Below are 12,489 nucleotides of genomic sequence, written 5' to 3' on the forward strand. Positions count from 1 at the left end.
TGGATGAGGCCAAGCGTGATCGTGACGTCGATTCAGGCGAAGGACTGGCTGAAATCCCGCGGCGGGTGCTCGAACGGCCCGATAAGGTTGCCCTTCTCGTCCCGGTCGACACCGATGCGCGGATCCTTGGCGGGAGGCGCAAGGTAGTCGGGGTTCTTGATCCCGTACTTGGCAAGGATCGGCTTGATCTGATCGGTACTCTTGAGCCAGCGCAGGCCCTGGTTCACGCCATCGAACAAGTCCTGGTTCTGCGGATGAACGCCCCAGATCGCCTCAAACTTGGCGGTCAGGCTGGGGAATTTTTCATCGTAGGACATGGGGATCTGTTTGAGCTTGAGGCTGGGGTCCTGAAGGATCATGTAGTCGATGGTCGGAGCATCCAGCACGGCAAAATCCAGGCGCCCGGCCCGCACGTCACGCAGGCAGGAGTCTGTGTTGTCGTAGAGCTTGACCTCTTTCACACCGTCGATTTTCTTCATGTCGGGGATGGTGAAATAACCGGTGATGGCACCGATGGTGCGGCCTTTGACATCGTTCACCGTGATGGAAGTCTCGAACGGCTCGCTGTCGCGCATGATCACGTAGGCACCGGTGTAGAACACCGGGTCGGTCAACAGCAGGATCTTCGAGCGCATCGGGTTCCAGGCGAAATTGCCACCGAACCAGTCGGCACGTCCCGACCTGACGGCTTCGACCACCGCCGGGAAGCCCATGGTCAGTACATCGAGCTTGAGTTCGAGGCGATCGGCAATGATCTTCAGCAACTCCAGGTCGGTGCCGACCGGAACGCCTTCGCGCAACGCGCCCAAGGGCATGTCGCCGAGACACGCGGCCGTCAGGTAGCCGGGACGTACGGTCTTGATCGGTTTCCCAGCGGCGAAGGCGAAGGACATCGGGGTCATCGCACTGCCCACCAAGGCCGCCAGTGAACCGTAGCCGGCGGCTTTGAGCAGCCCGCGCCGAGAGAGTCCCAGGGTGTCGAATTTGAAGTCGGACATAGATCACCTATTGGTTAATGATTATTCTGGACCATTACAAGCCGTACAATTCAAACGCCATCCATGGTTCGATCGTCCTGGGTCGCATCACCCAAAACACCCGTAATCACGCTCACCACAGCTTAGGGCAACCACGCCAACCGCCACATTTCGCAGCTCGGTCGCGCCGCCGCCGTGGCTCCTGCATACTCTGTGCCGCCCAGCAACGAGCTGAACGGCCGGTGGTTGTCGGGACGAGCCCGGCTGGAACATGTCGATCACCATGTGCATACCCCACTGCGTTGGGAGTGACAGCCATTTTTTCTTATTGTGATGCATTACAAGCATTACAACTCACACACTAATCACGGTTTTTTCGCTTGTCAACAGGACTTGTATCGGATAAAAAGCAATACAAATTTGTTTATTGTCTTGCTTCAAGCATGACAAGCAGGGATAAAGCACCATGAGTCAATTCGAACAACTGCTGGACGAACTCAAGGCCAGCGCGGCCTTGCAGCGTGACAAAGCGGAAACCCTTTACGCCCAGTTGGCCGACTCACTGGCTGAAGCGATCCGCCACGGCAAGCTCAAGCCGGGCGAGCGCCTGCCGCCGCATCGCGAGTTCGCCAGTGCACTGGGGTTGAACATCACCACGGTGACCAAGGCCATGGCCGTGCTGCAGCAGAAAGGCCTGGTCGAAAGCCGGCCGGGGCGCGGCACCCAAGTCGCCCTGCCGCGGCATCCGGCCGCACAGTTCCAGTCGGCGCCGAGCAACGACCCGGGCACCGTGGACCTCAGCGTCAACCGGCCGGCCACCGATGGCTTCAATCGGGTACTGGCGCAGTTACTACCGCGTCTCTCCAGCGATCCACGCTTTAGCGACATGAAGGACTATCACCCGTCCGAAGGCCCGCTCTGGGCCCGCGAAGCCGCCGCGCAGTGGTTGCGCCACACCGGCGTACACGCCGAGGCCGGGCAGATGCTGATCGTCGAGGGCGCTCAACATGGCATCGCCAATACCCTGCGCAGCCTGACCAACAGCGGTGACACCGTGCTGGCCGACAGCGTGACCTACCAAGGCATCAACGCCTTGTGCCGCTCGCTGGGCCTGATTCTGGTCGGCGTCGACGCCGACGCGCGCGGCATGTCACCCGAAGCCTTGCGCCTGGCTTGCGCCGAACATCAGCCACGGCTGCTGTTTCTGGTGCCTTCGATCCATAACCCGACCGCCATTACCCTGGATGCCGAGCGCCGCGAGGCACTGGCCGCGGTGATTCGCGAAACCAACCTGCTGGTGATCGAGGACGATGTCTATCGGCCCCTGCTGGATCAATCGCCGCCCTCCTTCGCCTCACTGATGCCTGAGCGGACGATTTATATTTCAGCCCTCTCCAAATGCATCGCCCCCGGGCTGCGCATGGGTTTTGTCATGGCGCCCCAGCCGTTGGTGCAAGACATCGCCGCCATGCAACGCATCGATTGCTGGAGCACCTCGCCACTGACGGCACTGATCGCGACCCAATTGATCGAGGATGGCCACGCCGAACAGCTGGTCTCGGAGCAACGCGAAGAATTGCGGATCCGCCAGGCACTGCTGGCGACTCATCTTGAAGGCCTGGAATTCCAGCACAGCGCTACCGGCACCCATGCCTGGCTGGTGCTGCCGGAACCCTGGACCGGCTCGCGTTTCGCCCGGCTGTGCCAGGACCGCGGTGTCGTGCTACTGGCCGGTGGAGCCTTCACCCTGCGTCCGGAACTGTCGCCGCAAGCCGTGCGCATCAATATCTCCGCGGCCCTGTCGCGCGAGCATCTGGTCAAGGCCCTGGGAGTGATCAGCCAACTGGCGCGCCAGGGTCATCTCTACATGCACAACCGGATCTGAGGACATGACACAGCCAGTCCATTGCGAAATTGCCGTTATCGGTGCCGGTGTCGTCGGGGTTGCGAGCGCACTCTGGCTACGTCGCCAGGGTTACCGGGTGTTGTTGCTCGAGCGCGATGCGATCGCCTCCGGGGCCTCTTACGGCAATGCCGGCACCCTCGCGCCCTACGGCGTGATGCCCATTGCCCAGCCATCGTTGCTGAAGGCGATTCCGTCGTTGCTGTTTTCGCCGGACTCGCCCTTCGTCATCAACTGGGCACGCCTGCCCCGCTTGATGCCCTGGCTGTTGCGGTTTCTCAATGAATGTCGCGCCTCGCACTGTGAAGCCAACACACTGGCCCTGAGCAAAATACTGCAACACACCTACAGCGGTTATGCGCCATTGCTGGCTGACTGCCCAGAGGCCGACCAGCATCTGCGTCACAACGGCTGCCTCTATGCCTACGGTACCGAACAAGGTTTTGCCGGCGCCCAGGCCGCCATCGAATTGCGCCGCTCGCTGGGTATCGCACAGCAGGTACTGAACGCTGCCGATGTCGAACAGCTGGAACCGGCCCTGGCGGGCAAATCGGTGGCCGGCATCCTGTTTCCCGAGTCGTCCCATATGGATGACCCGCGTGCCTTCATTGAAGCGCTGGCGGCACCGCTGGTGGCTGAAGGGGCGTTGCATCAGGCAACGATCATCGGCCTGCAAAGGCACAGCGACGGCCTGCATCTGCTCAGCGCCGAAGGCCAGTCCTATCGCGCCGACCGGGTGGTGCTGTGTGGCGGCGCTTGGTCCGCGGCGCTGGCACGTCAGGTCGGCGATCACATTCCGCTGGATACCGAGCGCGGTTATCACATTGAGTTTGATCTGCAAGACACCCTGCTCAACCGTCCATGCTGCCCGGTGGAAAGTGCGTTCTACATGACGCCCATGGCCGGGCGGTTAAGAGTCGCGGGTACGGTCGAGCTCGGTTCAATCAACGACCCGGCCAACCCCAAGCGGTTTGATTATCTGGAGCGGCATGTGCGCCGAGTCATGGGACTGACAGAACCTGTCGCTCGGAAATGGCTTGGATTCCGGCCGTCGCTGCCCGACTCGTTGCCGGTCATCGGGCCCTCACCGAACGAACCTCGATTGATCTACGCCTTCGGCCACCAACACCTGGGCCTGACCCTCGCTGGCGCGACCGGAGAGTTGGTCGCGGACTGCATTGCCGGCAAAACGCCGCAATGGCTTGAACGTTTTTCGGTGCGACGTTTCTGAGCGCCGCCATTTCGCAGGAGAGCAATTGATGCAAACCATCGAACGCAAACACACCAACCCACGCATGAGCCAGATCGTCATCCACGGCAACACCTTGTATCTGGCCGGACAAGTCGGTGACCCCCGGCACGATGTCACCGAGCAGACCCGCGACGCGCTTGCGCGCGTTGATGCCTTGCTGAAGGAGGCGGGTTCAACGCGAGAACAATTGCTGCAAGTCACCATCTGGCTCGCGGACATGGCCGACTTCGAAGCCATGAATACCGTCTGGGATACCTGGGTTCCAACCGGCCACGCCCCCGCCCGCGCCTGTGGCGAGGCGAAACTGGCGGATCCGCGGCTGCTGGTGGAAATTATTGTCTGTGCAGCCATAGGCTGATCAATGCACGTCCCCCTGACATGACACGAGCGTCGTCGACGAGCGATTCGATACAATTGCATCGGCGCCCGTGACTACGATTTGTTTTTGACCTTCGAGATCAATCATTGGCCCCTCTCATTATCGGGACGGATCTTGAACCAGATGGAATACATCGCCGGCAGGAACACCAGCGTCATGATGGTGCCAACGAACGTGCCGCCGATCAGGGTGTAGGCCAACGTCCCCCAGAAGACTGAGTGCGTCAGAGGGATGAACGCCAGGATGGCCGCCAATGCCGTCAGTAATACCGGACGGGCCCGTTGCACGGTGGCTTCGATCACCGCATGGAAAGGAACCAGCCCGTCTTGCCCGTTGTGATGGATCTGTCCGATCAGGATCAGCGTATTGCGCATCAGGATGCCCGAAAGGGCGATCAGGCCGACCAGGGCGTTGATACCAAACGGTTGGTTGAAAACCAGCAAGGTGGGTACCACGCCGATCAGCCCAAGCGGCGCAGTGAGGAACACCATGATCATGGCCGAGATCGATCGTACCTGAACGATGATTATCAGCAACGTCAGGGCGACCATGATCGGGACCAGCGGCACGATCGCTTTGCCCGCCTTTCCCGACTCCTCGATCGCCCCCGCCTGCTCGATTCGATAGCCGTCAGGGAGGGTGTCAATGATCGGCTGCAGTTCCTTGAGGATCGCGCTCGATACGTCTGGCGGCTGCAAATCTTCGGCAATGTCGCCGCGCACGGTAATGGTCGGGGTACGATCACGTCGCCGCAGGATCGGCTCCTCCATGCGCACATCAACCTCTCCGACCTGGGACAGCGGAATACGCTGCCCCGCCGCGCCCACCAGGGTAAAACCTTCTATCTTGGCGGGATCGAGCCGAATATCACCCGCGGCGCGACCGACCACCTGCACCGAACGGATGTCCTCGCGAACCGCCGTGATCGGCGCCCCCGTGAGCAGGAACTGTAACTGCTGGGCGACGGCATTTGACGTCAGGCCTACCGCCTGCAGGCGATCCTGGTCCAGGCTGAAATGCAACGTCGGCGTCAGCGCCCCCCAGTCGGTATTGACGGTCCGCATCAGCGGGCTCGCCTGCATGACACCCTCGACCTGGTCTGCGATCTCACGCAATTTCGACGGGTCAGGCCCCATCACCCGGTAGGCAACAGGGAATGGCGAGTACGGCCCAAAAACAAGCTGAGTCACCCTGACACGCGCCTCTGGGGCAAGTCCCTCCGCCGCAGCCTCGCGGAGACGGAACTTGAGGACCTCGCGCGCCTCCTGGCTATCCGTCAGCACCACAATCTTCGCGAAAGACGGATCGGGGAGTTCCGGCGCCATGGCCAGATAGAAACGTGGCGCACCTTGCCCGACATACGCCGTGACGATTTTTGCCTCAGCCTGCTTTTGCAGCCAAGCCTCAATTTTGGCGGTGGTGGCGCTAGTCTGCTCGATTGAGGTGCCATACGGCATTTGCACTTCGATCAACACCTCTGGACGGTCCGAGGTCGGGAAGAACTGTTTCTTGACCAGGCCCATGCCAAGAATGGCCACGACAAAGGTACCGATCACAGTGCCGGCCACCCACCATTTGCGGGCGATGACGCGGGTCAGAATCCGGCGAAAGCGGTTGTAATGAGGGGTGTTGTAGATGGCCGCGTGCCCCCCCTCGACTTTCTTGATGTCCGGCAACAGCTTCACGCCCAAATACGGGGTAAAGGCCACGGCGACCACCCAGGAAGCAATCAGGGCAATGCCGACGATCCAGAACATGTTGCTGGTGTACTCGCCGGCAGTCGATTGTGCGAAGCCGTTGGGCATAAAGCCGATAGCCGTCACCAGCGTACCGGACAGCATCGGTGCGGCCGTATGGCTCCAGGCATACGCGGAGGCCTTGATCCGGTCGTAGCCCTCCTCCATTTTCACCACCATCATTTCGATCGCGATGATGGCATCGTCCACCAGCAGCCCGAGTGCCAGGATCAGCGAACCGAGGGTAATACGGTCGAAGTTCTTTCCGGTGGCCGCCATCACTACAAACACCACGGCCAACGTCAACGGCACAGCCGCCGCGACCACCACACCGACCCGCCAGCCCATGCTGAGAAAGCAGACAAGCATCACCACCAGCAGCGCGACGAAGAACTTGACCATGAACTCGCCGACCGCCGAGTCGATATTCACCGATTGATCGGTGACCTTGGTGAGCGTCATGCCCAGCGGCATGCCTTCATTGATCTTGGCCGTTTCCGCGTCCAGGGCCTTGCCCAGGTCCAGGCCGTTCCAGCCTTCACGCATCACGACACCCAGCAACAGCGCCTCTTCGCCGTTATTGCGCACCAGGAAGGTGGCCGGATCTTCATATCCGCGCTCGACTGTCGCGACGTCCGAGAGCTTGAGCGTGCGACCTTGAATCGCAAGGGGGGTGTCACGAATGTTCGCCAATTTATCGAAGGCGCCGTCCACCCGCAGGACGACCTGTGGCCCTTTGGTTTCGATCGAGCCAGCGGGCGTGAGCAGGTTCTGGCTGTTCAGCGCGGCGAAGATATCCTGGGGCGAGACCCCCAAGGTGGCCAGCCGGTCATGGGAGAAGGAAACAAAGATGCGTTCGGCCTGCTCGCCGATGATGTTGACCTTTTTCACGCCCGCCACGTGCAACAGGCGCTGGCGCAACGACTCAGCATCACGCACCAATAGACGCTGCGGTTCGCCTTTGGCTTTGAGGGCGAACAGCGCGAATGTCACATCGGAAAACTCGTCGTTGACCATCGGCCCGATAACGCCCGCCGGCAGTCTCGCGGCCTCATCGTCGAGTTTCTTGCGCGCCTGATAGAACTCCTCCTGTACTTGCGAAGGCGGCGTGCGATCGACCAACGACACCATGGTGAAAGCCAGTCCCGGACGGGTGTAGGTTTCCGTGCGGTCGTACCATTTCAATTCTTGCAGGCGCTTTTCCAAGGGTTCTGCGACCTGATCCTGCATCTCCTGGGCCGTCGCGCCCGGCCAGGCAGTGATGACGGTCAATTGCTTGACTGTGAACGGCGGGTCCTCCGCACGCCCCAGCTGGAAGAACGCCAGCGTACCCGCGACGGCAATCAGAAAAATCAGAAACACCGTGATAGAACGCTCGCGAACGGCGAGCGCCGATAAATTGAGGCTCATTGACGGCCCCCGGCAACCTTCACATCACCCTGTTGGGTCAGCCGCACTTCCTCGCCATCGCGCAGTAGATGCGCGCCCAGCCCGACAATACGCTCGCCAACCTTGAGATCACCGGCTATTCGGGCAGCGTCGTCGCTCAAGCCCAGGACCTGAACAGGTCGCCAACTGACTTTCGCCGGTTCGCCGGCAATGACCCACACACCCGTTCCCTTGCCCGGGTCATAGACGGCAGCGATAGGAACTTGCAGGACCGGCCCTTGCGCAGAGCCTTCGGCGATCCGAAGGGTGACGGTCGAACCCAGCGGCGCATTGGCCAGCGCGCCCTCCAATACATACCGCGCCTCAAAGGTGCGCGTCACACGATCCGCCGAGTCGGAAAGCAGCCTCAGCTTCGCAGTGACCGCCCCCGAGGTGTTGCCATAAAGCGTCGCCTGCGCGGTGGACCCGGTGGCCGGACGCAACGTCTCTGGCAACTGCACGATGGCTTCGCGCTGCCCGGCCCGCGCCAGTCGAATCACGATTTGCCCAGGGCTGACCACCTGCCCTGGCTCGGCGAGCGTCTCCATCACAACACCGTCGGCGTCCGCGAGCAGCACGGCATAGCCCGACGCATTACGGGCCACGTCAGCCTGGGCTTGCGCGGCGCTCAGTTGCGCCTTCGCGGTATCGGCTGCGGCTTTGATCTGGTCGTAGCTCGAGGCGGAAATGGCACCGGCGGCAACCAGGTCGCGATAGCGAGCCTCGTCATCCGCGGTCTGTTTGGCTCGGGCTTTGGCGGCAGCGACCGTTTCCTGCTGCGCTCGTGCTTGCAACCCCAAGTCGATGGGGTCGAGACGCATCAGCGGCTGACCACGCTTGACCGCCTGACCGGTATCGACCAGACGCTCAAGTACCTTGCCTGACACCCGGAACCCCAGATCACTCTGGACACGAGCCGCCACGACACCGGTGAAAGATCGCGCGGTGTCGGACGAACCCTGAACCTCAGAGACCCTGACCAGGGGCGCAAGCGTGCGCGGATCTTGGGCGGTGGATGAATCGCCACACGCCGCCAGGACGAGAGGCAACAAGCAAGCGGCAATGGTGATAGGTCGAAGCCGGTGCATAGGTACCCTTACTGAATGGAATAGGACAGGAGCCACATTCTCAGACTAGTGACCATTACTGTCAATGGTCACATTCAGGGTGCCAAACTGCGCAACATCAACGCGACTATATGCATCGACGCCTTCTGTATCCCCTCCAGATTATTTAGCCCATGAGCGTCAATTGACAACGAGTGACCATTATGAAATATAGTCACAAATCATTTTCGACTCAAGGAATCTCAATGCCTTCTTTCCGCCCCGTAGCTCTTTTGGTGAGCGCCAGCTTGATGGCAGGTTGCGCGGTCGGTCCGGACTACCACCGTCCGGACGCTCCGCTTCCGGACCGTTTCCTGGGTCAGCCCCTTGTCGAACAGCGGCCCGCGGCGATGCCCGCCAGTCTCGTGGACTGGTGGGAAGGCTTTGATGATCCGGCGCTGACCGAGTTCGTCGCCAAGGCACTCGAGCAGAACCTGGACCTGGCGCAGGCCTCGGCGCGAGTCGCGCAGGCGCGGGCGGGCCTGGGTTCGGCCAATGCCGCTTTACTACCCTCGGGCAATATCAGCGGCCAGGCTGCGCGCGCCCACCAATCAGTCGAAACCCCGCTCGGCCAGGTGCTGAATTCAACGCCTGGCTATGATCGGTACGGAAGTACTTACGAACTCAACCTCGGTGCCAGCTGGGAGGTGGACCTCTTTGGTGGCCTGCGTCGTGGACGCGAAGCAGCATTGGCCGAGTACCAAGCTTCCGAGGCGGGCGCCGCAGCCACAAGGCTGGCGGTTTCGGCGCAGACCGCCGATATCTACATCACCGTCCGAGGATTGCAGGCCCGCCTGAACATTGCGAACCAACAGGTCAAAACGCAGCAGGAACTGCTGGAGAAGGTCCAACTGCTCTACAGCAAGGGCCTCGCCGCCAGCTATCAGGTTCGCCAGACCGAGGGCACGCTGGCCCAGGTCCAAGCGACAGTGCCAGCTCTGCAGACTGGCCTGGATGCCGCAATGAATGCATTGGATATCATGTTAGGCACCCCGCCCGGCACTCATCGCACGCAACTGGCAAACGCGGGAAACATTCCTCTCGCGCCGCAGATAAAGGGCACGGGAACACCGGCCGATTTGCTGCGCCGCAGGCCAGACCTCATCGTGGCCGAACGCCGCCTCGCGGCCTCCAATGCGCGCATCGCAGAGGCAGTTGCCGAGTACTACCCCAAATTCTCCCTCAGCGCATTGCTGGGCAGCGCCACCTCCCTATCCGGCGGCAATCTTTTCAGCAACGGCGCCAGCCAGTCGGCGGGCACATTAGGTCTGCGCTGGAGACTCTTCGACTTTGGCCGCATCAACGCCCAAATCGATCAAGCCAAGGGACAGGAAGCCGAAGCCCTCGCCGCATACCGCCAGTCCGTACTGCGCGCCACCGAGGACGTTGAGAACGCATTCTCCGCACTGGTGAATCGAGAGGCCCAGACAACCACTCTCACCCGGGGCGAAGCGTCGTTGGCACAGGCGCAGCAGTCGTCGTTCATTGCCTATCAGAAAGGCACGGCCAGCCTGATCGATGTTTTGACTGCCGACGAGACACTGCTGCAAGCCTCCGATGCCAGGGCGCAAGCGCGAACGGAATCGGCACGGGCGGCGGTCGCTGCATTCAGGGCCCTGGGGGGTGGCTGGCAACCGCCAGAAACCAAACCAGTGGCCAGTCGCTGAGTTGATCAGCCCCGGCAGTTCTTCATACCCCCTCCTCTATTGGCTCGACAACCCGAGATCATCGATATGAAACCAAACGAACATTCCTGGGTACTCATCACAGGCGCTTCAAGCGGATTTGGCGAGGAGTTTGCCCGACAATATGCCGCGCAGGGGAAATCGCTTGTCCTGGTAGCACGCAGACTGGATAAGCTCGAAGCGTTATCAGCGCAGTTGCGCCAGCGTTTCGCCATCGATGTGATCGTCGAGCAAGTAGACCTGTCGTCGATCCCCGCGGTCATCGAACTGCATCAGCGGCTGAGCGAGCGCAAAATAGTGGTCGATGTGCTCATCAACAATGCGGGACATGGATTGCAAGGGCCTTTTCTGGATCAGTCCCTGGATCGCTCCCTGGCCATGATCGATCTGGATATCGCCAGTCTGACGGCCCTGACTCACGTCTTCGCGCTAGACATGCGAGCCCGCAAGCGTGGACACATCCTGATGGTCGCCAGCCTGCTGTCTTTTCAAGGCGTGAAGAATTTTGCCGTTTACTCTGCCGCTAAAGCTTACGTGCTGCGCTTCTCTGATGCGTTGCATCGTGAACTCAAAAGCGACGGTGTCATCGTGACGGCACTCTGTCCGGGGATGTCGGATACCGGTTTTGCACAAAGCGCCAGGCAAACGATTACGCCAGCCTTGAAAATGATCATGATGCAGCCACAACCCGTGGTCCGCGCAGGCATTCGAGCGCTGCAAGCCGGACGATTGAGTGTCGTGCCGGGCTTTGGCAACAAGGCTATGACCGTCCTGACCTGGGCCACGCCGCGTCGGTTCCACCAAGGTCTCATGGCACGCATCATGGGCGCCTGAAAGGCACATAAAACCCAAAGACCTGACCTGGAGAAAAACGGAGGCCTGCGGCGACTCCGAATCATGGCGACCGCTCAAGAACGGAAGCGCCATACTTATTCACGTGACTATTTATTTAAATAGTCACAATCCAGGCAAATGAACACCTTTCATTGAGGGGGGGATCGCAAGGGGGGGGAATGCGTCGTTACATTGGAATGATATGAGTCCTCAGCCGAAGCTCAGGGCATGAGGCTACGCAAGATGAGGTTGGAGGTGAGCGTGGGGGCGTCCTCGATGAGATCGAGGTTGTACTGCAACAGCAACGGATTGACGAAAGGCCGTAGTGCCAGATGTATCGCATCTACCGTCTCGTCCAGTGGCGTTCTGCGCTCGAACTCACCGAGTTCTCGCCCCTCCCGTACGATTTGCAATACAAAGCTTTTGATTTGTGCGTCATAGACCTCCGAGCTTGGCCAGTGCTCCGAGGCAGAAAACGCGGCAATGTCGTAGAGCTTTCGGTCATTGAAGAACAAGTCCGCGCTCGTGGCCACCAGGGTCTTGACCAAACGTCTAAAGCGCTCCGTTGGCGAAATACCATCGACATTGATGGCCTTCTCCACGGCGGCAACGATTTGCGTCAGACAATTTTTGCAAATGGCTTCGCCGATCGCCTGCTTGGAATCAAAAAACTTGTAGATGTAAGCCTTGGAGAACCCGATGGCCTTGGCCAGGTCCGACACAGTGGTCTTGCCGTAACCATATTGACTGAAATGTTCGTTGGCCGCCGCGACAATCTGGTCTCGGATCTCATGGTCCACTGGACCACGGACGCTGGGTGCTGGTATTGGCTGGTTCATGCAAACAGCTTACTCACCTCAAAGGCGGCTGACAACCAGTGACCGAGTTGTAATATCGTCACGAAAAAAATCATTCTGAGGATATGACTGCGTCTACGCAATCTACTGGATGCCTTCCACCCCAGTTACGAGCCGCTTCTGATCGATACTCGTTATTTTGACAGCGATGAGCCGCTGCCACGATGGGAAAAACCAAAATAAATATTTCGGCTCTCCATCATTCCTCCACAGAACCTCCCATATCTCTCCACCCTTCTTATAGACAATTCAACCCAATGGAGCGCGCTCTGTCGGCGGTTATGAAGCCCCTTCGACTCCTCCACATCGGTATGCGAAGGCCAAAATCGGCA

Annotated in this window: 9 protein-coding genes; 5 read left to right on the forward strand and 4 right to left on the reverse strand. The window is 60.2% G+C overall.

The genetic code is table 11. The annotated features are described in order from the left end of the window. Positions 1-32 precede the first annotated feature (32 nt). Positions 33-998 (reverse strand): transporter substrate-binding domain-containing protein, encoded by a 966-nt coding sequence (locus M5C56_RS04055; RefSeq protein WP_103497294.1) that lies wholly within the window; start codon positions 996-998, stop codon positions 33-35. A gap of 445 nt (positions 999-1,443) precedes the next feature. Between M5C56_RS04055 and M5C56_RS04060 the strand changes: the two genes are divergently transcribed. The 3 genes from M5C56_RS04060 to M5C56_RS04070 are packed head-to-tail and all read left to right on the forward strand — an operon-like array spanning position 1,444 to position 4,490. Next, complete coding sequence (locus M5C56_RS04060) at positions 1,444-2,862, forward strand: PLP-dependent aminotransferase family protein (RefSeq protein WP_103497295.1); 1,419 nt, start codon at positions 1,444-1,446, stop codon at positions 2,860-2,862. A 4-nt stretch (positions 2,863-2,866) separates the two neighbouring features. Then, positions 2,867-4,111 carry an FAD-dependent oxidoreductase gene (locus tag M5C56_RS04065; protein WP_103497296.1) on the forward strand — a complete coding sequence of 415 codons (1,245 nt, stop codon included), beginning with the start codon at positions 2,867-2,869 and terminating at the stop codon, positions 4,109-4,111. A 28-nt stretch (positions 4,112-4,139) separates the two neighbouring features. After that, entirely contained in the window at positions 4,140-4,490 is a 351-nt protein-coding gene (locus tag M5C56_RS04070) for a RidA family protein (RefSeq protein WP_103497297.1), read from the forward strand. Between the two features lie 104 nt (positions 4,491-4,594). Here the strand turns inward: M5C56_RS04070 and M5C56_RS04075 are convergent, their stop codons facing one another. Together M5C56_RS04075 and M5C56_RS04080 are read right to left on the reverse strand one after the other, a co-directional pair. Further along, on the reverse strand, positions 4,595-7,657 hold the full coding sequence (locus M5C56_RS04075) for an efflux RND transporter permease subunit (RefSeq protein WP_103497298.1): 3,063 nt from the start codon (positions 7,655-7,657) through the stop codon (positions 4,595-4,597). Then, positions 7,654-8,763, reverse strand: a complete 1,110-nt coding sequence (locus M5C56_RS04080) for an efflux RND transporter periplasmic adaptor subunit (RefSeq protein ID WP_103497299.1) — start codon at positions 8,761-8,763, stop codon at positions 7,654-7,656. Before M5C56_RS04080 ends, M5C56_RS04075 begins: the two co-directional genes overlap by 4 nt. A gap of 224 nt (positions 8,764-8,987) precedes the next feature. On the opposite strand from M5C56_RS04080, the gene M5C56_RS04085 reads away from it, so the two are divergent. After that, a complete protein-coding gene (locus M5C56_RS04085) occupies positions 8,988-10,448 on the forward strand; it encodes an efflux transporter outer membrane subunit (RefSeq protein ID WP_103497300.1) in 1,461 nt (486 codons plus the stop codon). Between the two features lie 66 nt (positions 10,449-10,514). Next, a complete protein-coding gene (locus M5C56_RS04090) occupies positions 10,515-11,300 on the forward strand; it encodes an SDR family oxidoreductase (RefSeq protein WP_103497301.1) in 786 nt (261 codons plus the stop codon). 221 nt (positions 11,301-11,521) lie between these two features. Here the strand turns inward: M5C56_RS04090 and M5C56_RS04095 are convergent, their stop codons facing one another. Next, positions 11,522-12,139, reverse strand: a complete 618-nt coding sequence (locus M5C56_RS04095; protein ID WP_103497302.1) for a TetR/AcrR family transcriptional regulator — start codon at positions 12,137-12,139, stop codon at positions 11,522-11,524. Positions 12,140-12,489 lie beyond the last annotated feature (350 nt).

Origin of the sequence: Pseudomonas sp. MWU13-2862 (genome assembly GCF_023242495.1) — a bacterium.
Taxonomy (GTDB): Bacteria; Pseudomonadota; Gammaproteobacteria; order Pseudomonadales; family Pseudomonadaceae; genus Aquipseudomonas; species Aquipseudomonas gingeri_D.